The sequence below is a fragment of the Ktedonospora formicarum genome (assembly GCF_016587355.1).
In the GTDB taxonomy this organism is placed as follows: Bacteria; Chloroflexota; Ktedonobacteria; order Ktedonobacterales; family Ktedonobacteraceae; genus Ktedonobacter; species Ktedonobacter formicarum.
On sequence record NZ_BNJF01000001.1, the window covers coordinates 3192316 to 3216158 of the forward strand.

At 51.7% G+C, this 23843-nt stretch carries 16 protein-coding genes; 10 read left to right on the plus strand and 6 right to left on the minus strand.

The genetic code is table 11. The features are described 5' to 3' along the window. The first annotated feature begins 384 nt into the window (after window positions 1-384). Together purH and K3T82_RS13805 are read left to right on the plus strand one after the other, a co-directional pair. Complete coding sequence (gene purH, locus K3T82_RS13800) at window positions 385-1911, plus strand: bifunctional phosphoribosylaminoimidazolecarboxamide formyltransferase/IMP cyclohydrolase (RefSeq protein WP_220194021.1); 1527 nt, start codon at window positions 385-387, stop codon at window positions 1909-1911. A gap of 536 nt (window positions 1912-2447) precedes the next feature. After that, window positions 2448-2837 (plus strand): hypothetical protein, encoded by a 390-nt coding sequence (locus K3T82_RS13805; protein ID WP_220194022.1) that lies wholly within the window; start codon window positions 2448-2450, stop codon window positions 2835-2837. Between the two features lie 181 nt (window positions 2838-3018). Here the strand turns inward: K3T82_RS13805 and K3T82_RS13810 are convergent, their stop codons facing one another. Further along, the gene (locus K3T82_RS13810) at window positions 3019-3942 is read right to left on the minus strand and encodes a pseudouridine-5'-phosphate glycosidase (protein WP_220194023.1); all 924 of its coding nucleotides are present in this window, start codon (window positions 3940-3942) and stop codon (window positions 3019-3021) included. Window positions 3943-4398: 456 nt separating this feature from the next. Here K3T82_RS13810 and K3T82_RS13815 point away from each other — a divergent pair, with 456 nt between their 5' ends. After that, window positions 4399-5391, plus strand: a complete 993-nt coding sequence (locus K3T82_RS13815) for an alpha/beta fold hydrolase (protein WP_220194024.1) — start codon at window positions 4399-4401, stop codon at window positions 5389-5391. Window positions 5392-5529: 138 nt separating this feature from the next. Here K3T82_RS13815 and K3T82_RS13820 read toward each other — a convergent pair whose 3' ends face one another. Beyond that, window positions 5530-7617 (minus strand): serine/threonine protein kinase, encoded by a 2088-nt coding sequence (locus tag K3T82_RS13820; protein WP_220194025.1) that lies wholly within the window; start codon window positions 7615-7617, stop codon window positions 5530-5532. Window positions 7618-7815: 198 nt separating this feature from the next. Beyond that, complete coding sequence (locus tag K3T82_RS13825) at window positions 7816-9711, minus strand: serine/threonine protein kinase (protein ID WP_220194026.1); 1896 nt, start codon at window positions 9709-9711, stop codon at window positions 7816-7818. Window positions 9712-9983: 272 nt separating this feature from the next. On the opposite strand from K3T82_RS13825, the gene K3T82_RS13830 reads away from it, so the two are divergent. From K3T82_RS13830 to K3T82_RS13850, 5 genes are all read left to right on the plus strand, one after another. Next, window positions 9984-10457: a hypothetical protein gene (locus K3T82_RS13830; RefSeq protein ID WP_220194027.1), complete on the plus strand. Its 474-nt coding sequence runs from the start codon at window positions 9984-9986 to the stop codon at window positions 10455-10457. 73 nt (window positions 10458-10530) lie between these two features. After that, entirely contained in the window at window positions 10531-12315 is a 1785-nt protein-coding gene (gene polX, locus K3T82_RS13835) for a DNA polymerase/3'-5' exonuclease PolX (RefSeq protein WP_220194028.1), read from the plus strand. Window positions 12316-12593: 278 nt separating this feature from the next. Beyond that, window positions 12594-13235 carry a 50S ribosomal protein L25 gene (locus K3T82_RS13840; RefSeq protein ID WP_220194029.1) on the plus strand — a complete coding sequence of 214 codons (642 nt, stop codon included), beginning with the start codon at window positions 12594-12596 and terminating at the stop codon, window positions 13233-13235. A 401-nt stretch (window positions 13236-13636) separates the two neighbouring features. Further along, the gene (locus K3T82_RS13845; protein WP_220194030.1) at window positions 13637-14962 is read left to right on the plus strand and encodes a glycosyltransferase; all 1326 of its coding nucleotides are present in this window, start codon (window positions 13637-13639) and stop codon (window positions 14960-14962) included. Window positions 14963-15276: 314 nt separating this feature from the next. Continuing rightward, on the plus strand, window positions 15277-15639 hold the full coding sequence (locus K3T82_RS13850) for a hypothetical protein (RefSeq protein ID WP_220194031.1): 363 nt from the start codon (window positions 15277-15279) through the stop codon (window positions 15637-15639). 231 nt (window positions 15640-15870) lie between these two features. Here K3T82_RS13850 and plsX read toward each other — a convergent pair whose 3' ends face one another. Together plsX and K3T82_RS13860 are read right to left on the minus strand one after the other, a co-directional pair. Further along, window positions 15871-16935 carry a phosphate acyltransferase PlsX gene (plsX, locus tag K3T82_RS13855; protein ID WP_220194032.1) on the minus strand — a complete coding sequence of 355 codons (1065 nt, stop codon included), beginning with the start codon at window positions 16933-16935 and terminating at the stop codon, window positions 15871-15873. Beyond that, on the minus strand, window positions 16932-17318 hold the full coding sequence (locus K3T82_RS13860) for a response regulator transcription factor (protein WP_220194033.1): 387 nt from the start codon (window positions 17316-17318) through the stop codon (window positions 16932-16934). The genes plsX and K3T82_RS13860 overlap by 4 nt, the downstream gene beginning before the upstream one ends. Window positions 17319-17689: 371 nt before the next feature. Between K3T82_RS13860 and K3T82_RS13865 the strand changes: the two genes are divergently transcribed. Together K3T82_RS13865 and K3T82_RS13870 are read left to right on the plus strand one after the other, a co-directional pair. Then, complete coding sequence (locus K3T82_RS13865) at window positions 17690-19870, plus strand: serine/threonine-protein kinase (RefSeq protein ID WP_220194034.1); 2181 nt, start codon at window positions 17690-17692, stop codon at window positions 19868-19870. A gap of 107 nt (window positions 19871-19977) precedes the next feature. Beyond that, window positions 19978-22098, plus strand: coding sequence for a serine/threonine-protein kinase (locus K3T82_RS13870; RefSeq protein WP_220194035.1), 2121 nt, complete (start codon window positions 19978-19980; stop codon window positions 22096-22098). A gap of 23 nt (window positions 22099-22121) precedes the next feature. On the opposite strand, the gene lysS is transcribed toward K3T82_RS13870, so the two are convergent. After that, window positions 22122-23786, minus strand: coding sequence for a lysine--tRNA ligase (gene lysS / locus K3T82_RS13875; RefSeq protein ID WP_220194036.1), 1665 nt, complete (start codon window positions 23784-23786; stop codon window positions 22122-22124). Window positions 23787-23843: the final 57 nt, after the last annotated feature.

Genomic DNA, 23843 nt, shown 5'->3' on the forward strand with positions numbered 1-23843 from the left:
TGCTGCATAATAGTAAGCATCTATGTATCAATGAAGTGATACATTAAGAAACGCACTGAAATGGCATAGCTATTTGTGGCCTGCAACTATGTATGATGGTTCTGCTAGGAATATTACCATGCTTTTTTTTGCGCTTGGCCTGCTTATATGACAATTTAGTTGTAAAGTACTAAAAATTGGTTAAGGTCTTATTCTAAAATTAACGCCGCTGTCGCATTCAGATTTTCGGAGAAGATGTAGAGGCTATGGTCTGGTCTATACTGATATGGAAAGATGGCATCTGATATAGCATGGCGGTCCTGTGCTGGCAACTGCTGTGTGGTACGTTTTTGTTAGGAGCTACGAGCACATTGCAGTGCTTGGTGATGTTTGAAAGGTTTTTTTATGAGAGCATTGATAAGCGTGGCGAATCGCGAAGGGGTGACTCGGTTAGCTCAGGAATTGGGAGATCTGGGAGTATCGCTTTTCTCTCCAGAGAACACACGAAGGACGCTACAGGAGGCTGGAATCCAGGCCGCTCCTATTGAAGAACTTACTCAATTACCCGCCATTCTGGATGGGAAATTGCAAAAAATGCATTATACCCTCCTGGCTGGTATCATGGCGCGTCGAGACCACCCCCGCCACAAAGAGGATTTGCGTGTACATCAAATCGAGCCAATCGATGTGGTTGTGATCAACTTTCCCGCGTTTAGCGTAAAACAAGGGATATCTACAACAGAGATAATGGAACAAGTTGATATCGGTAGTGAGACACTTGTCCGAGCTGCCGCCAGCAATTTCTCAGATGTGCTGGTGCTAGTCCGCCCACAAGACTATGGCTTAGTACTTCAGGAGTGGCGAGAGCAAGGTGAGGTAAGCGAGGGGACCAGGCGTCGACTGGCTGCTATCGCTTTTCAATATGCTGCAAGTTATGCTAGCGTCATTGCTGAGTATCTGCGCTCTTCAGGTGGTGACCTCTTCCCCGATGAATTGACGCTTCCCCTACGTTATGTGCAGGCGTTACGATACGGAGAAAATCCACAGCAGCGAGCGGCCTTATACCGTTGGGTAATGCCATCACAGCCTGACACTCCACATGGCGCGTGCGTTGAACCGTCTCTGGCAACATCAGAGATGCTACAAGGTGAGGAGCTCTCCTATAACAATTTGCTGGATCTAAATGTAGCGATTGAGGCCGCGAGTTCCTTTACGGTGCCAGCCGTGGCTATTATTAAGCATACTAATCCCTGTGGATTGGCCTGCGGGGATACGCTGCTCGAAGCATACCAGCAGGCTCACGCAGGTGATCCTATTCCCGCCAGTGGTGGTATTGTTGGTTGTAACCGAGAGGTGAATGGTGACGTCGCGCACGAACTCAGCCAGCTATTCTATGAAGCGGTGGTCGCACCCTCTTTTAGTAAAGAGGCACTCTCTCTATTACGTAAGAAGCCCGCGATGCGCCTGATAGCAACGCATTGTCTACACAAGCCGCAGAAGCGAAGCACCCATGGGCTTAAAAAAGAGTTACGACCAGAGTATCCTCTTGATGTACGCTCAATCCAGGGAGGGCTCTTGCTTCAGACACCAGATTACCAGGGGGAGCAGGAGATCGAATATACGGTTGTGACAGAGCGGGACCCCAATTTGGAAGAGGTCACAGACCTGATGTTTGCTTGGAAGGTCGTGCGTCTGGTAAAATCGAACGCGATTGTCCTGGCGCATAAACTGTCATTAATTGGGGTTGGAGCGGGACAGATGAGCCGCCTGGCGAGCGTCCAACTGGCATTGGAAAAGGCTGGGAGTCGCGCGCGTGGTTCGGTGCTTGCTGCCGATGCTTACTTCCCATTCCCCGATGGAGTCGAAGCCGCCGCTCGGGCTGGTGTGACTGCTATTATCCAACCGGGGGAGCTAGGCGTGACGAAGAAGTAATCCAGGCTGCCAATAGCTATGCTATTGCTATGATCTTTACCAGCCGCCGCCACTATCGTCATTAAGGGATTAAATGGTTCCATTATAGATTGTTCTCTGTCCGCGCTGGCTCGCGGGATTGGGCATATTGCAAAACCAATCCCGCGAGCCAGCGCACTGAGAGGTTTGGGCTAGAAGTTAGTTAATCTCAGCAGCGTATTCTGATGCAGAGAGTGGCAGAGGGAGAGTGCGAAAGGCGGAGTAGCTCGGTGTGGGCCTTGTTGAGGGAGGCTGGGACAGGCTAAGCAGAGATATTGATTTATTTTGGCGCAACGACTACAATACGATTACCATTACGCATGGTACTTACTCCTTATACATACGGAGACCTAAGCGCTGGTTGTGCTAGCGTCGTTGCTTTCGTATAAGATTGTAGAAGTGCCTGCGTGTTCAACCAGTTTTCACTATGGTCTTATGCGAAAACCGACTCCGCTAGCGCGCTCAGGTTTTCGATAGGTAGTATCTGGCAAAACCCTCCGCGAAAGGAGCCGCATACGGTGAATAGTCCTATAGAATTGCGCAAGGTTATCTGGGGCGCGGTCTTATCCCTGGCATGGGTCTTTACTTTTGTGTTTGTCAATGGCAACTTGGTCATTGATTGGACAAATACTGGTAACGATCTTACGCCACTCAAGCCTCTGGTCATCCTCGTTGGCTTGCTCATTATCTTCTTCTTTAATCTCTTCTATCGTTCGAATCCAGAGACAACCAAACTTAACTGGACAGTGACCCTGACAATGGTCTGGATGGCGATGATCCTCTTCTTCCCTTTCCGCACAGACAAAGCGGGCGGCGCGATGGGTTTCTTCGCGTTGATCGGAGGATTGGCTGTCGTGGTGCTGTGGGTTCGCTTCTTCTCAGATGAGATTTTCACTTCAAAATCCTAAAGTCAGCACACATCGGTAGGGAGATATGATAGGAGGCGGCTTCTGATTGCCTGCCCCTCAACTCCCTACCTTTTTTGTGCCCTTTGGGATTCACTCTAATAATACCCAGATAAAGGGGGAGAAGCCATCACATTGTTTCTGCGATGGCTTCTCCCCCCTTATCAATCTAATATATTGTGTTCTACTGTCGGTTGATGTGGTACGCGTGGGCGAAGCGCGCGGCCCAGCGGGCATTGTTGATGAGCAGAGCGACATTGGCCTCGACGCTGGTTCCACCAGTGCTTTGTGCTACGTGCCCCAGGATGAAAGGCGTCGTTGCAGCCCCTTTTACTCCTTGCTGTTGTGCCAGGCGTAGCGCTTCATCGATAGCCGCTTCTAGTGGCTTGGGATCCATGGCATGTTCGGTAGGGATGGGGCAGCCCACGACGATACCTTTGAGCCCACATTCCCATTGCTCGGAGGCGATACGCGCCATTGTCTCAACATCATCGACACGCAAGGGGAGGCGGAAGCCACTTTCGCGTACGTAAAACGCCGGTAGCTCATCGGTCTGCCAGCCCAGGACTGGTACTCCCTGCGTCTCCAAATACTCCATAGTCAGGTCAAGATCCAGAATTGACTTTGCGCCCGCGCATACAACCATGACGGGCGTTCGACTCAGCTCCGTCAGATCTGCGGAGATGTCCATGGTTTCGGCTGCCCCACGATGGACACCACCGATACCACCCGTGGCGAAAAAGCGGATACCTGCCATGCTAGCGCAGAGCATTGTTCCTGCGACTGTTGTTGCTCCCAGGCGTCTCGTTGCCAGAGCATAAGCAAGGTCTCGACGACTGACTTTATGGATGCCAGGAGTGGTAGCGAAGAATTCTAGTTCTTCGCTACTCAAACCAATTTTAATTTTGCCATCGATCAGACCAATCGTTGCTGGGATGGCTCCTTCCTCACGAATAGCCTTTTCCATAGACTGTGCCGCGTGGACGTTTTCAGGATAAGGCAATCCATGTGAGATGACAGTCGATTCCAGGGCAACTACGGCCTTTCCCTCATGTAATGCCTCTTCAACTGCGGGAGCAAATAATAATTTGGTTGATATATCGGCCATTAGTTTCTATTTTCCTCTGGGTATTGTGTCGTATATCTCATTGATGATGCAAAGTGTCATCTGATTTCTCCCAGCAGTATACAAGCTGGCTGTGTTTGGTGCAAACGCTTTACGATGTTCCACTGAAGTGTTAGCAAGCTTCTCTCTTTGTGTCGTCAGAAGCTTGGCCACTTGCGTGTTATGAGTAGAGGAATATAAATCTATATCTGCTCTATAATATGCTCAGAATGTCCTGTTTGCTTTGTGTGATCTTCGAGTCCATGCTATAGTAACAGATATATTGTATTCTGTGAATAAAGTGCGGCGTGACGGGTGCTGCATCTGCATGTCGGACGATTGATGTGTAACGCCAAAGATATTCTCAATCTGAGTATAGTAATCTATGTAGTCTGATGCGGGACTGGCAACCATGCTTGTATCGTGGTCTCGATATATAAAAAGGGAGTTATTACGCATATGGGTTTCGCGAAGAAACTGGCTTCAACCGCACTGTTAGTAGGCGGCGCATTGGGAGCTCTGGCTATTTATAACAAGATGGTCGAGTCGATGGCTGGCGAACTTGATACTGTCCTCACTGGCGAGGAGCGACGCTATCCCTGGAAATATGGCGATATGTTTTACAGCGTCAAGGGGGCTCGCGACGCGAAACCTCTCCTCTTTATTCATGGTTTTGGGCCGGGCGCATCATCCTATGAGTGGCGTAAGAATCTGGATGCTCTGGCCGAGAATTTCCGTGTGTATGCTATCGACCTGCTGGGGTATGGTCTCTCGGATCGCCCAGGGGTGGCGTATGATGCCGAAACCTATGCTGACCTGATACACGATTTCCTGCGCGAGGTCATCAATAAGCCTGTCACTGTTATTGCGCACGGCCAAAGCTGCGCCTTTGTTATCGCGGATGCCTATCGCCGCCCGGAACTCTTTGAGCGCTTGATTCTGGTTGAGCCTTCTCCATCGATCTTGCAGGAGAACTATCCGAGCCCATTAGAGAGCGCCTGGCGTCTTCTGTTGCGTGCACCAATTGTAGGACAGGCTCTTTATAATATGCTTGCCTCACGTCAGGCTATTCGAGGCTACTATGATCAACTTGGTTACCATAATCCTGGCCTGATCTCTGACGAGTTGGTCGAGTATGTCTTTACCAGCGCGCATCAGCCTGGAGCATCTTTTGCGGGCTCGTCTTTACTCAGCAATGGCCTGACGATGGATGTGCATGAGCCATTCGCGCGCCTGCAAGTGCCCGTGCTTGCAGTGTGGGGGCGTGAGGGCGAACTAACGCCTAGCGAAGTGAGTGGGGTCTTCAAGCGTGTCAACTCCACGATAGAAGTACGCATTATGGATAAGAGTCGCTATCATTTGCAAGATGAGCAAGCTGTGAATTTCAACAAGCTTGTGCGCGAGTTCGCGACCAATACTCCTCTTAATATAAGTACATCAACTAATCGCTAAGCGCAACGTCTCACTATAGGTTTGTGAGACTGCTAACGATGAGGAAGGGTTAGCCAGGTGATCAAGCTCACCTGGCTAACCCTTCCCATTATTATGTTTGGTTCCAGCAATGCTGTGTGCCCTTGCTTCAAAATGACCTTATGCCGTCAGAGCGACGACTTTAAAGCTGAAGACATTGATATCGGCATACTTGGAGCGTAGCCCCACCTGCCCTGCCTCTGTATAACGATTATCCGTGATCTGACTGACCTGCTGCCCATCGATCAGGAACGTGACGACATTCCCCTTGACCTCCAGGCGATAGGTGTGCTGGGTGTTATCTACGGTATAGTCCTGTTTGTTCGTCTCGTCAGTGGCAGAGTCGTTATCAAGGTGCGCGATATAGGCGTCGTTATTGGAGGCATTTATGCCGCCTGCATAGCCGTTCTTCCCAGTCACGCTTCTGGCTACGAGGTTGAAGTTTGCGTCGCTTGAGACGCTGTTATTATATTGTATAACCGCTTCTACCGCATAGTCGCTACTGGTTGGCTTATAGGGCGCGATAAGAGTATAGTTCCCATCCTGGTTGGTACCATCACTCCCTAGAGACCCATTGCTGATCCACTTCCATTGTTTTCCAATCTTCCAGCCATCCGCGTTTGTGTTCCAATTGGCCTGGTAGAGAATTGTCTCTGGAATCGCCGTAGGTGTAGGCGTCATGGTTGGCGTCGGTGTCATAGTTGGTGTTGGTGTTGGCGTTGGTGTGGTCTGCGTGACGGCAGTGGGCGTTGAGGCGCTTTGTTTGGGCAAGAGCATTGTGCTAGCGTAAAAGACGCCACCAGCTATAACCAGTATGAGTAACAATAATGTGATAACCAGGGCCCATACTTTACCTCTGCGCTTCTTCGGCGCTTTTGGTGGTTGTGCGAGTGTATTCCGCTCTTGCTGGTTGCTCTTCCGTGTTGGCTGTGAGCTATGTTCCTGCGTTGTGACACTCAGGGGCACTTTAGGTTCCGCTGGTGGCGTTGGCGTCTGTGGTTGATGAATAGTCGCGAAACCACTCACATCGGGTACGGTTTTTGTTGGTTGTGCCGGTACTGATTGTGAGAAGGCTGCATAGGCGTTTGAGGGATGTGAGGGTGATGACGGTGTTGGTTGCACCGGCGCTGGGGGATGGGCTGGTGTGGTGGGTGGCACTGACTGTATAGGCGTATAGCTTGGCGTTGCAGGCGGAGGTGCTGTTCTGGTTGGTGGATAATTGGGTGCGGAAGGCACGGGATGAGAAGGGGTCATATTCGGTGTTGGTATAGAGCGTGATTGATATGGGTCGATTGGGAAAATCTGGGGTGGAGGTGGCGGAATGATGGGTGTCTGTGCTCCTGGAGGAGGTGGCGGAATGATGGGCGTAGGATTGGCGCTTAGCTGAGTGGATTCACTTGCTTTTGCCAGAGCATCGGCAAAGTCTGTAATAGAAGGAAAGCGCTGCTCTGGACCTTTGGCAAGCGCGCGATAGAGTGTGCCAACGATGTCAGGTGCTATGCCCGGCACTTTGTCTTGTGGTGGTGGCACTGGGGCGGTAAGATGTTGCGCAATCAGTTCTGCCATAGAGCCCTTGAAGGGGGGCTCGCCCGTGAGCCATTCATAGGCTACGACTGCCAGGGCATATTGATCGCTCGCGGGCACCACACGACCTTGTGTCTGTTCGGGAGCCATGTAGATCGCTGTTCCTGTGATGTTAGGGGCGCTTTGATGGGAACTCTGGGCGATAAGCGCGATACCAAAATCACTGAGGAGCACTTCGTTGTCCTTGCTTAACAGCATATTTTCTGGTTTGACATCACGGTGAATGATCCGCTGCTGATGCCCATACTCCAGGGCGCTTGCTGCCTGCCGCGTGTAGGTAACAATGGTAGAGAGGGGCAAACGCGTTCCACGTGGATGTAAGTTGCGTAGCGAGCCCTGTGGGGCGTAACTCATAACCAGGAAAGGCCTATCCCGCTCGACGCCGTACTCGAGAATGCGTACGATGTGCGGGTGCTCCAGATGCGCTATGGTCTGAGCCTCGGATCGAAAGTTATCAACATTCTCGCTAGTGAGTCGGATGCGCAGGACCTTGATAGCGGCTTGCGTGTGAAGGTGAATATGCTCGCCCAGGTAGACGTCAGCGAAGCCCCCCTGCCCAAGAAGCTTGATTAGCTTGTAGTTACCTAGCTGCTGATTCAACAGGTCGTCGTGATTATCCTTCATCTTCCCCCTCTGTAACTTCATTGGAAAATCTGAGCGCGGTTGTTGCTACGAACATCGATGTTGCCTTCGCGGTCGCTAGCGGCATGGGCTTTCGCATGAGACCTAAGCAAAACCAACGTCGCAAGAGCGACGTTGGTCTCGTATCAACCCGAACGTGCTCAGGTTTGTGAATAAGTAAATAAAAACAAGCTGTCCTTATTATAAGGCTATGATTTTGAAGTTTGTGGCTTCGATGATCGCATTGTTGCTACGCAAACCGACCAGCCCCGGTGTCATATGCGTATCGCTGTTGGTGTGGGCTATTGGTTGTCCATCAATGATAAGCGTGATCTCGCTTTTTTGGACTTTGACGCGGAAGGTATGGCTTCCGCTGGCGAACGAATAGCCCACGTTGGTCAGTCGCGTTTGCAAATGATTATCGTGTAGTGAGGCGATGTAGGCCCCGGCATTTCTATCCAGACCACAGGCATAGCCGCCCCCATCGCTGAAGCGTACAATGACGCCATAGTCGTCGCCATCGGCTGGTCCACCTTTGTGCTTATCCTCGTCTTTACCGCCAGGTCCACCGAAACCATTGAACGTGAGTTGGGTCTCAACGATATAACTGGCGATGGCAGGTTGGAAGGGCGCGAAGATATCCATATCGGATCTAGCGTCCTCTCTGTCAATGCCGATCTTGCCATTCATTGTATGCCAACCGCCCTTAAGATCCCAACCGTCGGCCCCCTGCGACCAGTTAGCCTGGTAGAGAATACTTCCGGGCGAGGGTTTTGTAGTGGTTGTCTTTGCTGTAGATGTTGCTACTGGTGTTTTCTGGGAGCTAGTTTGGGATGTTCCCTTCCCTAGTGGGAAGATGCTAATAAGCAGAATGATGATTAAGAGTATCAGCCCTCCTATGAGTATTAGTCGTTTGGGTGTGAGATTAGATGGAAGGCGATACCCATCGTTTGTATGCCAGGAGCGTCCAGTAGAGGCTTGCCCAACTGGAACATAGTTGATGTTATATGAAGGCGTCTGTGATCCGTTCTGCTGTGGAGAGACGTTAATGGGCCTCTCGCTATGGACAGATCGCGATGGGAGTAGCATACGTGGCCCAGCGGTGTTTATAGGCGGGGTTAAGGCTGGGGTCTTTTCGGTAAGACCCTCGCTCTGATATCCGATTGTATCGCCGTTCTGATGTGACAGAGGAGCATGGGGCTGGGCTGGCAAACGTAGCTTGGTTGGTTCGACGTTCTCCGTGCTAGTGTGCGTTGATGATTGGGCAGCCTGCTCAAAGGCGTTGACGAAGGCCAGGACATCGGGGAAGCGCTGTTGGGCGTCCTTTGCCAGAGCTTTTTCTAAGACCTGGGCAATCGGTTCTGGCATGAGGTGCGCATTATTGCGGGTGCGGTCGATGGCAGGAGCGTTCAGCTGTTGCGCACATACCTCGGGGAAGGAGCCACTAAAGGGCGGGTTGCCCATGAGCCATTCATACGCCACAATCGCAAGCGAGTACTGGTCACTGGCGGGTGAAGGTTTCCCCATTAGTTGTTCTGGGGCCATATAGGTCGCGGTCCCTACGACATCTAGCGTTGTCTGGCGTGAAGTCTGTGCGACCAGGGCAATCCCAAAATCGCTTAATAGAACCTCATCGTTCTGGTTGAGCAAGATATTTTCGGGCTTGATATCGCGATGGATGAGGCGCTGACCATGTGCGTAGTGTAAGGCCCCCGCTGTTTGCTTGAGGAGCCTTATGAGTGTGGGTAGAGGGATCCGCGTGCCGCGAGGGTAGTGGCGACTGATCGCGCCATGCGCGGCATAGCTCATAACCAGGTAAGGGAGACCATGCTCAACGCCATAATCCAGGATACGGATAATATGGGGATGCTCAAGGCGTGCGATGACCTGGGCTTCCTTCCGAAAGCTTTCCATATTCTCAGCGGTCAATGTAAGCCGTAAGACCTTAATAGCTGCATGTGTCTGAAGATGAATATGTTCGCCAAGATAAACATCTGCGAAGCCACCCTGCCCGAGCAATCGGACCAGACGATAATTACCTAACTGTTGACCAATAAGTTGTCGCTGCTCTACAGGAACCTCGCTGTAATTGTTCATTAAGCACCTTTCAAGAGAAATTTTATAAGAGGAAGAGGATGATCAATAATTTAGATAGCAATTAATATAAATGTGGTGTGCCCTGATGTGAAACATACTAATATTGCACTAATTACTATACAGGATATTGTCACGCAAGACAAGGTGACCGCCTCAAGGTACAGGGAATCTTTATTTGTTTGTTGGTAGCAGACCTGACCTGTGTCGAAGGTGCGAAAAATAGAACAAACGCTCGTTACAGGGCGTCTGTTTTGTAGTACAATATTGAGTATATGCGTAATGAACTATTGTCCTGGTTTGCCCGTGAAGGTCTCCTGCTTACCAGCACTACGACAGGTGCGTATACTGATGGGGTAGACGATGAGATCAAAGTCGTCGTCAAGGCCCCGCTGGTCGCACTTAGCCGTGCTGACAGTGACTTTCGTGAATGTCCAGATCCCATAGATTTTGGCTATCCAGTTGACTGTCTGGATTATATGCTGCTCGATGATATGCATCAGTTTGTCTTATCCTGGTTCGAGCAGGCAGTGCAAGTGCGGATGGCGCATTGCTTTGTCTGTAACAAAGTACTTGACCTGGGAGAAGAGCATCCCTGGGATGCTGTCTTTGTGAGCGATCCGCTTTATTGCTGGCTGCTGGTGCATTTTGATTGTAAGCGCTACCTGAATCGTGATCTACGAGGGCGCCACCCTTTTGAAACGGGCGTGACCTCGTCCGAATACTTTGACTTCCATCTCGATCCTTGAATCCACGTACCCTTTATGTATCTTCTCTTGCGCGTAAACCTTATACGGCAAAGATCGAATGAAAGAGAATGTTATGGATAAAGCACAAGTCGCCTCAATGTTAGAAGAGATTGCATCTCTTCTGGCCCTCAAGGCCGATAGCAATGTATTTGAGCAGCGAGCTTATGAGAATGCCGCGCGTGCTCTCAATAGCCTGGATGGCGATCTCACACAACTGGTGGAACAGAAGAAGCTCAAGGGGACTCCTGGTCTAGGAGCCACGCTTATCAAGCGCGTCGAAGAGGCTGTCCAGGAGGGCCACATCGCTATCCTGAATGAACTGCGAGCCAATACGCCAGCCGTGAAGCTGGAAATGATGCGCATTCCGGGAGTTGGCCCCAAGAAGATCAACGCCATGTATGATGAGTTACATCCCAAGAGCATAGCCGATCTGGAGCAGGCATGCAAAGATGATAAGGTGGCGAAGATCCCTGGTTTTGGCAAGAAGACGCAGGAGAAGATTCTTCAAGGGATTGCCTTCTTGCAGCAGCATGCGGACCGTTTCCGCTTTGATGTGGCCTTCACCGAGGCCGAGCGTATACGCGCTGCCCTTGCGACGCTCCCTGAGATTGTACGCCTGGAGGTGGCGGGAAGTCTGCGTCGCCGCCGTGAGACGGTGAAGGATATCGATATGGTCGTTAGTGTGAGCGATGGTGCCGGTCAGGATGAGCGCGAGAAAATCATGACTTTCTTTACCTCACAACCCGGCATTCTTTCGATTACAGGGAAGGGATTGACCAAGTCGAGCGTGGTCCTTGCCAGTGGCATCGCGATGGACCTGCGTGTAGTCAGCGATAGTCAGTTCCCCTCGACCCTCCATCATTTCACGGGCTCGCGTGAGCACCATATTCCGCTCCGCAGGCGTGCGCAAAATATGGGCATGACCATCAATGACTATGGCCTCTTTAAGATTAGCGATGGAAGCGAGGAGTTGATTCCCTGCCACGAGGAGAGCGATATTTATGCTGCGCTCAATCTTGAGTATATCGCTCCTGAGTTGCGCGAAGATACAGGCGAGATAGAAGCCGCTGCTCAACACAAACTTCCTAAGCTTGTAGAGCAGAGTGATATGCGCGGCATCCTACATGCACACTCAACCTATAGCGATGGGCAGAGGACCATACGCGAGATGGTTGATGCATGCATTGAGCGTGGCTACTCCTACCTTGGTTTGAGCGATCACAGTAAGGCGGCGGCCTATGCTGGTGGCCTCTCAGAGGATGATGTGCGCCGACAGTGGGAAGAGATTGACCGCCTGAACGCGGAACTGAAGGGACGCTTCCGTATTCTCAAGGGCATCGAATGTGACATTCTAAAAGATGGCACTCTTGACTTTGAGAACGACTTGCTTGCTGGCTTTGACTTTGTGATTGTCTCAATTCACAGTAACTTTAACCTCACACCGGAGGAGCAGACGCGGCGCATGTTGCGCGCCATTGCGAATCCCTATACTTCAATTATCGCTCATCCTACGGGTCGTCTTTTGCTTGGTAGAGCAGGGTATACATTAGATATGGAGGCCGTGGTTGACGCGGCTGCGCGAGAGGGGGTCTGCATTGAGATCAATGCTCATCCATCGCGCCTGGACCTGGATTGGCGTCTGGTGCGCAAGGGCCGCGAGAAGGGCCTGAAGGTACCAATTGGACCTGATGCGCATACGACCGAGGGGCTCGATGATGTCTTCTATGGCATTGGCATCGCGCGTAAGGGCTGGCTCTCCGCTGAAGATGTTCCTAATACGCTGGAAGCGGATGAACTCTTACGCTTCTTCCAGGAGCAACGCGAGCGACGCTTGAAGCAAAGCAGCGTTGCCCACTGAGAAATGGTTTTGTTGCCTGATATCGAGCTCCTTTCATCCAGGAAGGCCACTTATCCGTAATAAGGGATACAGGGCTTCTCAAAAGCTGTCATCTCTGTGATTTGACAAGCTGGCGACTCTTGAGAAGCCCTGGAGATGGGAATGATGGCACTTTTGCATTCTTCCCTATGGTCTTATGCGAAAACCTGAGCGCGTACGTTACAACGAACATCAACCCTCGTATGAGGGCTGGTTTTCGCATAAGGAGAGTGTACTTTTGTGAGAAGGAGAGATATCGTATGGCGAAACCAATCGAAATGGATGTCACCCCACGCGAGATTATGGGGAAGAAGACGAAGAGCTTGCGACGTCAGGGGCTTCTCCCTGGTAATATTGGTGGTCACAAGCTCGACTCTGTTGCCGTTCAGTTTGATGAGAAGACCTTCACGCGTCTACAGCGCGAGAGTCCGGTAGGCAGTATCTATTCGCTAAACCTTCCCAAAGGGAAGCCTGAGACGGTGCTAGTTCGTCATGTGCAGCACGACCCGGTTTCAACCCAGGTTCTGCATGTCGATTTCTCTCGCATTAACCTAAACGAAGAGGTGAAAATCAAGATCCCACTGCACTTCGTTGGTGAGTCGCTTGCTATCCGCGATACAAAGGGTACTCTATTACACATGGACGCGCTTGAGGTCACATGCCAGGCATCTAAGATTGTTCCGGCAATTGAAGTGGACATCGCACGGCTGGCAACGCTTGATGATGTTATCTATGCGAAGGACGTGGAACTTCCCAAGGGCTATAAGCTCGCTACGGAGCCGGAAGAGTCGGTTGCCAAGGTCGCTCCTCCGAAGGTTGAGCTACCAGAGCCTACCGAAGAGGCTCCTGTGGAGGCTGCTCCTCCTGCTCCGGCTGAAGGTGAAAGTGGGTCCACAGACTAAGCAGCACTTTCTAGCAGTGCCTTCTTTTTATCAGGGACGCGGTGACTACCCAATATGTCTTACCGCGTCCCTCTCTGTGTTACTCGTACCTACCTGAAGTCGTCGTTGCTTATAGCCTGCTTATCCGATTGCTCGCCTCGGTTTATGTGAAGGTTTAGACGAAAACCAGCGTGCTATTACGCCTCGGTTTTTCACATATATTAGGAAATTTATAGTAACAACAATCTGGTAATTCAGCGCGTATAACAAAGGTAGGGTGTTACCAACATCGTCTAAGGGTCTAGATGAGAACCAATTCTTATGCGAGGGCAGGGCGGTATTCTCTCTTCTGCTGGCGCTTACGCGCTTAGGTGTTCGCATAGGAATGCATAGAGTATTATGACCAGGAGCTAGAAGCAACCATGCGCATCATGCTTGTGACCGATCAATATCCTCCAATGGTAGGAGGCGTGCCTACCGTCACGCGTGGCCTCGCGGTCGATTTCGCCAAACGTGGTCACCAGGTCTGGGTCGTCGCGCCCAGTTATGGTGCGCGCGATGTACGCCGCCTTGAGCATGACGTGCGTGTCTATCGCTTCTCGTCTTTTGAGTGGCCGACCTACGAGGGACTCCGTATTCCTTTCTTGCCCTTTATGCCGATTCGCAACCTGATCAAGCGGAGCGATCCCGATATTATCCATATTCACTCTCCGGTAGTCCTCGGCAATGTTGCGCAAATCCTGGCGGGAGGGTTGCGTAAGCCCGTGATCGCGACCAATCACTACTTGCCGATCAATATGAGCCGCTCTCTCTCATCTGATCCCGTCTTTGGTAAGCCGTTTAGCAGCGTGACCTATAGCTATCTGGTCAATTTCTGTAACCGTTGCGAGTATGTCACTGCTCCCACACAAACCGCGCTGAATTTACTCTATGAACATGGCTTGCGTGCACCTGCGCGTGCCATCTCAAATGGCATCGATATCAGCAAGTATACGCCTGGTGAGCCCGACCCAGAGGTGCTTCGCCGCTTCGGCCTACCAGAGGATCGCCCACTAATTATTCATGTGAATCGCTTGAGTGAGGAGAAGCGCATCGATGTGTTGATTCGCGCTCTGAAGTATATGCGCCAGCCTGCTCATGTGGCGCTGGTAGGTTCAGGACCCATGGAGAGTGAGCTGCGCGCACTGACGGCGAGCCTGCAACTGGAGGACCGTGTGAGTTTCCTCGGCTATGTGCGCGATGCTGATCTGCTCGCACTACGTCGAACCTCTACTCTCTTTGCGATTCCCTCTGAGGCGGATTTGCAGAGTCTAGCGACGATGGAGGCCATGGCTTGTGGTCTGCCTGTGCTTGCCGCTAACTCCTATGCTTTGCCCGAACTGGTGCATCATGGCGAGAATGGTTTCCTTTTCCAACCCGGTAATAGTGAGGAGGCTGCTGGCTACCTGGATACTATGATTGAGAATGATGAGTTGCGCGCGCGTATGCGCCAGGGCAGTCTAGATATCATCGCTAAACATGATCGCCTGGCTATCCTTGACGAATGGGAAGACCTCTATCGCCGCCTCTCAATTGAATTTAAAGAGGATAAAGAGCGCAAACAGCATATGCGCACAATGCGTAAATATGGGGGTCGCATACCTCATGAGCGTAAGGGCTCGCGCTCTCGTCTGCGCCGCTCCGGCTCTACTGGTGACCTTTCTTTTGATTGGCCTGCCATCGACGGAACCTCAGACACACAAATCTAGTCGGAATATATCCCCTCAAAGGGAAGAGCATGATCCGCTGCTATTTGAAGCAGATCATGCTCTTCCCTTTGTATTATCTTGTGTTAAAGGCAATGCTCATAAAATAGCCACAAATAACTATTTGTTCTTGTGCATCAATGTAATGTATTGACGTTTATAATACATTTTGTTAGACTTATACGCATCGAGGCTCTGCGCGAGTTTCGACCAGGCGTGCGGCTATTGCCTTCGCGGCTCGCCCGCCACTTGGTGGGACAGGTAGGATGCACGGTTGAGGATTGGTATGTCGCGAGAAGTTGAGAGGGAAGCCTTATATGGTAGAGGAAGAGCACTCCACGCAGTCTATAGCGTCAACAGATAACAATACGACGTCCCCCACACCCAAAACTGGCCGCAAAGGTGGTAATACTGTGCGTGCCAAGTATGGCGAGGACTACTATCAGCGGATAGGGAAGAAGGGCGGTACCGTCCTGAAAGAGAAGCGTGGCACTGAGTACTATCGCACTATCGCTCAGAAAGGTGGGCGAGCCAATGTCACGAAGTATGGTCCTGAGCACTTTTCCGCGATGGGCAAGAAGGGCGGAAACGCCACAAAAGAGAGCCAGGGGCCTGATTTCTATAGCCGTATTGGTCGCCTGGGTGGTGCGGCCAAAAGGCAGAAGAAATCTTCCTCTTAGGCACTGAGCACATATACAAATAAGCGGCGAGGATGCCAGTTGGAACGAAAAGTCGTGGTACATCACGCATCGGGGACGTTGCCGGTTGCGTCGCTTCATATTGCCAAATTGGACCAAAAATTTTGGTGCCCGTCATACATGGCGGGCATTTAAAAATGACGCTATAAGATGTTGCATGCGCAACATTTTATAGCGTCATTGTAAATATAACCCAGTTTTGCGTAATGAGTATTAAAGTGCGGAAGGTGTGCTATCTGCTCTGCTCTCAGCCAAATGGGCGACGCCTTCGGTGATAGCTTGCGTTACACCCGTTTCTGCGGTTTCCTTTGCCACGCGGAGCGCGTTCTTGATGGCCCTGGCATTGGAGCGACCGTGCGCAATAATAGCTGCGCCATTGACACCTAGCAGAGGCACGCCGCCGTATTCCGCGTAGTCCAGCTTCTTATAGATCTTACGCATGCCTGGTCTCAGGACTGCTGCGGCTAGCTTGCTTATCAACGAAGAGGTGAATTCCTCGCGAAGCATAGAGAAGAGCGTCTCACCAATGCCTTCGCTTAGCTTGAGTACGACATTCCCCACAAAACCATCGCAGACCACCACATCCGCTGCCGGATGCAAAATTTCACGTCCCTCGATATTACCAATGAAATTGAGGCCCAGCCGCTCGGCATTGCGTTTTAAGAGCTGGTGGGTCTCTACGACTTGCTGGTTTCCTTTGCTCTCTTCTTCACCGTTGGCGAGCAGCGCAACGCGTGGCTTCTTGGTATGAAATATGCGTTCCATGTAGACAGAGCCCATCAGGGCGAACTGTTGTAAATATTCTGGCTTGCAGTCCGTATTGGCGCCAACATCGATGACCAGGCAGGGGGTGCTCTTTGTGGGAAAGACGCCGCCAAGAGCTGGCCGCTCTACGCCGGGAATACGCTTCAAGGTGAAGAGTGCTGCCGCCATCATCGCGCCGCTATTTCCAGCGGAGACCGCGCCAATAGCTTTGCCATCTCGCACCAATTGTAACGCCAGGGTCATCGAGGCATTCTTCTTACGCCTGACCGCCGTCGCGGGATGTTCGTCCATATCGATGGCCTCATCTGTATGGACAATGGGTAGATCCAGGCCAGTAGTATCGTGCTTCGCCAATTCGCTCTTAAGCACCTCCTCCTGCCCTACAAGGTAGACTCCTATACCATACTCACGTGCAGCTTGAATGGCCCCCAGCACTATCTCGCCGGGAGCCTTGTCGCCGCCCATCGCGTCAAGCGCCAAGCGCGTGGGCGTGTTAGTTGTAATGTCACTCATGCGCTTCTTTCCTCCGGTTCCCCGATGGTCTGCTTCACTAGCGCGACCAGCTTGTCCAGATCGAATGGTTTGTACACGATGTGCACAACGCCTGCATCGCGGAACTCCTGCTCTTCGTTTGCGGCCCCCAGGAACGCTGTAACCACGATGACCGGGATCTGTTTGCCTACCCCCATCGTCATGAGCTTGAGTTCGTCACGGCCATCCAGATAAGGCATCATCAGGTCTAGCAACACCAGATCGGGCTTGTGTTCCTGAATAGAGTCATAGAAACGCAAGCTCTGGGTCGTCATAAACGTCTCATAGCCTTCATCCGCCAGTGCTTCAGTGAGCAAGTCGGCAATAGTTGGATCGTCATCCATAATCAAGATTTTTTTTGCCATAGTAACAGCATCCCCTCAATTCCAAAACAGTCAGGCAGTACGGATAGCTATCGTATAACGTTCTCACGTGTGTTTTTGAAAAATGGCTCCCGGATGATTCTTGCTCCGTACAGACAAGGGTATTATACCATCATACCTACTCTGTGTACGTGAGATAAGCCCTTACGGTAACATTTATGTCATACCAGGACCAGAACCGCTAGGACCACTCTCTTAACATGTGCCTTTCTCATACCCAAGCCCAACAAGAACTGGGATATGATGTGCTCTATGAACGCTTCGCTTGACATTTTTCCTCTGTTGTACTACTGTACAGTCGGTATATCTTTGGCTCTCTTGCTAGATTGATACGTATCGAGAAAAAGGATTCCATGTCGTCCGCTGCAACATTTTTCTGTGATCGATGTGGGGCCGCCAATCGGCCAGAAGCTCGCTTTTGTCGTGCCTGTGGGCAGGCGCTTGGTGGAGTTGACACAACGACAAACACGATTGTTGGCCTGGGCGCTCGTAGTAGCACTGTGAGCAGTTCAACGCAGGCACCCACTCCCTCCACCAGCTCGGCTAGTAGTGCCAATAGTACGTTTCAGTTACCTACAAGCAGTACGACCATTACGGGCCTGCTTCAGCCTCAGCATATGCTGAAGCAGCGCTATATCATTCTGGCGAATGTTGGTAAAGGGGGCTTTGGAGCTGTTTACAAGGCGCTCGATTCGCAATTTGGGAACCGCCTGGTCGCCGTGAAAGAGATGAGCCAGAATAGCCTGGATGAGAATGATCGCCAATCGGCGGCGGATGCCTTTCAGCATGAGGCTGTCTTGCTGGCTGGTCTGATGCATCCAAACCTGCCGCGCATCTATGAGCAGTTTACCGATCAGGGGCGCTCTTACCTGGTGATGGATTTCATCGAAGGAGAGCCGCTGGAGAGCCGCTTGAGCCGCCTCAAAGGCTCAACTCTTCCCATTGATCAGTCTTTGGATATTGCTATCCAGCTTTGTGACGTTCTGGAATATCTTCATTCGCGTAATCCGCCTATTATCTTCCGCGACCTTAAGCCTGCGAACGTGATGTTGACCCCAAACGGAAATGCCTTCTTGATCGATTTTGGCATTGCGCGCCACTTCAAACCGGGGAAAGCCAGGGATACTACCGCGCTTGGCTCGTCGGGCTATGCCGCTCCTGAACAGTATGGCCGTTCACAGACCACAGAGCGCGCTGATATCTATAGTCTGGGTGCGACCCTTCACCAGTTGCTCACGGGATATGATCCCTCCGAGACGCCGTTCCATTTCTCGTCCATCCATCTGCCAGAGCATCCTGCCCTTGAAGGACTTGCTGACCTGACGATGCAGATGGTCAGCGTGCCTGTGAATGAGCGCCCCGAATCTGTTGCGAAAGTGCGTGCCGAGTTACAGCGTATCGCTACACTCTACACTACTGGGGCTGCTCTCACTTCTCCACCCACGATTTCGACGCGCATTCCGCTTATGTATCGCGCACCTGAGACCTTGCCGCCCTTACCACCTAAAACGCCAGCTATGGCGTCAAGCGCAAACACTACCGGTAAGGCCGCGAAGCGCACCACTCAATACCAGATTGTCAAGCAACCTAATACGGTATACATTTGCAGTGGGCATAGTGGACGTGTAACGGCGGTGGCGTGGTCGCCCGATGGTAGGTGGCTGGCTTCTGCGAGTTATGATAAGACTGTGATCATTTGGGATGCTGCCTCTGGTGATCGTGTCTGGACATATAAAGGCCACTCGGCTCGCGTCAATACTTTGTGCTGGTCACCTGATAGCAAGTATATTGCCTCTGCTGGCGATGATACAACTGTGCAGATCTGGGAATCCGCCAACGGCCATCTGACATATACCTATACCGAGCATAGCGCGCCTGTGAACGCGGTGGCGTGGTCGCCCGATGGTGATTACATTGCTTCGGGCGGTAATGATAAATTGGCGTTGGTTTGGCAGGCACAGGATCATGAGGAACTCTATCGCTATACCGAGCATAAGGATCATGTCTATGCATTGGCATGGTCGCCTGATGGTAAGTATCTGGCTTCCGCAGGTCGCGATAAACAAGTTCGCTTCTGGAACCCTTTCGCCGAATTGAAAAAGCCTCATTCGTTCTGGCAGCGTCTGACCTCCATCTTCTCAACGGAACTGGAACCCAGTGTGCTCAAAGTGCATAATGAGCGTGTCAATGCTCTCGCCTGGCATCCAAAGGAGTATTTGCTGGCTTCGGCCTCTAGCGATTCTTATGCCTGTGTCTGGGATGTGGGTATCTCCTATACACAGCATACCAAACTTCTGCGTACTTCTGGCGGCAATAGTGCTAAGAACTCTGTTGTCTGGTCGCCGGATGGCAAACATGTCGCCATCGCGAGCAATGACAAGACTGTGCAGGTCTGGAATGTTGGTAAGGAGCGTTGCACCTTTACCTACCAGGGGCACCAGGGGTATGTCTCGTCTGTCGCCTGGTCGCCGGATGGCGCACGCCTTGCTTCCGCAGGTGTGGACCGCTCTGTGCAGGTTTGGCAAATCGTTTGATTCAGGTTCGTTTGATCTTCTCTCTCCTTTTGCGTTGATATGTGTGTATTACCTCTAAATTTGGTATTACATACTAGGATTTTCCTGAGAAGGAGCAGAGTTAGAGTATGTTATTTTGCGATCAGTGTGGAGGAGCCAACGATAACAAAGCCTCTACATGCCAGTTCTGCCATAAACCCTTATCCCTCTCCCAATATGATTCCGCCGATGCTGAGGACCCTCTATCGTCGCGTCCAACGCGCAGGCAGGTTATGAAACAAGCGTTTTTGCCTGAAACTACTTCCACAGCTCTCAAGCCTGGTATCCTGTTGCATAAGCGCTATCTTCTGAAAACCGCTCTGGGTGAGGGCGGCTACGGCTTAATATTTAAGGCTGAGGATACACAACAGCGTGGTAAGCTTACCACGATTAAGGTTATCGACTTCGCTGGTCATTCCGCCTCCGATACGATTGATGCCACTGCGACCTTTTACAATGAAGCAAAGGCCCTGAGATCGTTAGAGCATCCCGGCATTCCCCACCTGCGCGAACATTTTAGGGAGGGGCAGCGCTGGTTTCTGGCCCTGGACTATGTCGAGGGGCGTACTTTAGAGGATTACTTTGCGCATCTGAGCCCAGAGGAGTACCAGGCGAAATCAGTCACGCGTGCTCTGCTGGAAGTCGTGCAGAGACTCTGTTCCATCTTGTCTTATCTGCATAACCAGACCCCGCCGATTGTGTACCGTGACCTCAAGCCCGCGAACATTATAGTCGGTCCGCGCCAGAAAGTCTCATTGATTGATTTTGGCATCGCGCGCTCCTATCGCAAGGGGCAGGCCAAAGATACGATCCCCTTTGGCTCACCGGGTTATGCCGCGCCTGAGCAATATGGTCGGGCACAGACTACGCCACGCTCTGACATCTATAGCCTGGGGGCGCTCTTGCACCAGATGCTTACAGGTCAGGATCCCGCTACGCACCCGTTTCACTTTCCCCCTATTCCCGTAGGTAGCGCACCCTTGGCTCTCAGAGATATTGTCGCGCGTATGCTCTCGCTTGATCCCGAGATGCGCCCCCCAGATGCGCAAAAGGTAAATGATGTGATTGGGCTGGCACTTGGCGCGTATCCCATAGCGAAAGCCGCGATTTATAGGTCATACTCTTCGTTCGTCGATCAGCAACAAGTAGATAGGCGTAATGCGCTTGGGCTTGGCATCTTGAGCGTGGCGGTTATCTCTGGTCTGGGTGCGATATTCATCAGCGCGGTTAATGATTTGGGTAAATATAAAGGTTCGACTGCGTTAACCCCAACGGTTGATGTCGTAACCCCAATTGTCTCGAATGAGCTTCAGCAAGAGGGCACCTATGGTTTCGATGCTCCGATAATTGCCATTGCGAATCGTACCCACTACCAGGAGAACATAGTCGCGACAGAGGATCATGCCGTGCATATCGTGTCCTTTGAAGAGGAGTTAGAGGTATATAAGGGCCATGTAGGGCCGGTCAAATATCTCGCAACTTTGCCTGCTTCTCCGTTCGTCGCATCATGCCAGGAGCGGGATCGTCAGGTGCACATCTGGACCAAGGCAGATGGTCATCTTTTAGAACGCATCAAAGTTCCTTCTCCTGTGACCTCGCTGGCTGTGGGCGATAATCTTGTTCTGGTGGCTTGTGAGGACCGATCGATCTATACCTATGATTGCTCGCATCTTTTCGCTGGTGCTCGTGCGTCTGGTTCGTATCTGAGGCTGTACTGTCATGCATCCGCGCTTGTGCGCGATCTCTATTGGTACACTGAGACTTCCCTTCTGGTAAGCGTGGACGAGAGGGGGGATATGCGCGTGTGGAGAGATGGGCGCTCGGTTTTTCAGTTTAGCCATAAGGGTCGGATTAATGAACTAAGTGGGCGCAATAATTATGTGGCCTCGGCTGGCGATGATGGGATTGTGCGGATTAGTGATGTCTTAAGCAATAAAATTATCGCGCGCTACATCGGGCATAGAGGAAGTGGAATACTCCATGTTTCCTGGCTGAGCGATACTGTACTGGCTTCCCTGGATAGTCAGGGTAGGGTCCATATCTGGGTGATAGATCCCTCAAGCTCCATTACTGAATACGATACGCCCGTGCTCACAACCATGGCTGTATCCCGGTACCGTTTGAATTCCTGGATGGTGGGCGATAAGACATACCTAACCCTGGCTGGCAACGAGCGCACTATAGTGAAGTATCAGGTCATCCTTGTCTGACACTTCACTATATAGATGTCTGGTTATGCAGGCTGCTCTGCCTGAGCTGAAACTCCATCAGGTGTGAGCAGGCTCTTGACCTTCTCTTTACCTAGTGAGAGCATCAGCGTTGGGATGCGTGGTCCCGTATCCGAGGCACAGATGAGCGTATAGATCGCTACAAAGAAGGCGCGCTGGGCTTGTTTGAGCTCTGGTGTAGCAGGAGCGTCAGCAGGGAGACCACGAACCTGTTTGGGAATGCGGTACATGAGGTCTGTTAAGGCGTCAAGGCTCCAGGCGTTCTCAAACTCCTCTACCAGCAGATGCAAGGCGGCCTGCTCGCTCTCCGGCAACTGGGTATATGCTTCAGCGTCAAAGGAGGTACGAATTGTGGTGCGCTCATCCTCTGGTAGATAGTTGTTGACCCAGTTAAGAGCGCAGGTCAGGCGTGGCTCTAGCTGGGTTGGCTCGATCTGGCGCTCTTCCTTGAGGGTCTGGGTGGCGATACGCAACACCTGCTCTACGTTGCCCTGTGTGACATCCATCGTCGAGGTCAGTAGCGAGAAGGGGACATTGCGTTCCGCGCGCTTAATCGATCCTGCGGAGCCTTGAGTCGCGCGCTTATACGCGAGTTGATTGGCCTCATTTGCCTTGCCGCTTGCTATCTGACGTGAGAGTGAATCCCATTCGTCATACAGACGTAATAGTCCCTGTCCATAGTCGATCATAAAGGGCTGATTGTTGGCGCGGCGGATATAGAGCCAGCGCAGGATGGCCGGTTCCAGAATGGCGAGTGCGGAAGCCAGAGAGGCATTTGTGCCAGCCGAACTGGAGATCTTGACGCGTCCCTCCATGCCTACAAAGGCGTAAGATGCGTACTGTGGTGTCGGCGAGTGAAAGATCTCCTGCACGATGCGTTGCCCAACAGTAAAGCTGCTGCCGGGCGTCGAGTGATCTGCGCCTGCTGGCTCAAAGTCAACTTCCGCGAAACTCCAGCGCATCGGCCAGTCTACCTTCCAGACCAGTTTGCCTGAGATCTTCTCATCCAGACTGAACGAGCCATGATGCTGGCAATTCTGGCAGGTATATTCGATACGTGCCGTCGCTTCGTCATAGTGTTGAACTTGAGTCGTATCTTTGCCACAGGATTCACAATAGACCCGATAGGGGTAGTAAGCAGCGCGGCGCTCGTTAATACTCTCTTGCTGCCCCTGGTGTGTTTGATACTCAGATAGGATATCAAAGAGTTCGCCTCGATGTGCCATCGCGAACTTGACCTTTTCGGTATAGCGTCCCTCACGATAGGCCAGAGACTGGCGTACATGTGTCATAGGGACTCCCAGATGGGCCAGTCCTTCGCTGAATTCCGTAATATAGCGCTCAGCGTATGACGCGTATTCCCCAAAGGGATCGGGAACGTCACACAGGGGTTGCCCGATATATTGTTCAAAGGATGTTTGAATGCCAGCGGGAATCTTGCGCAGGCGATCATAATCATCCCAGAATTGGATATGCTCAACTTGCCAGCCGCGAGCGCGCAGCTCTTCAGCGACGATGTGAACGGTCATAATTTCGCGCAGGTTACCCAGGTGGACTGTCCCTGAGGGACTGAGCCCAGAGGCGCAGATAATCGTGGCGTGCTCGCCCTTCACCTGTCGCACATGCTGTTCTACACGGTCGCTGATCCTCGCGACCCAATCAGACTTCATGAAACAAAGCTCCTTCTGCTTATTTGAAAACCTGAGCGTGGTAGTTGTTCCTACAAA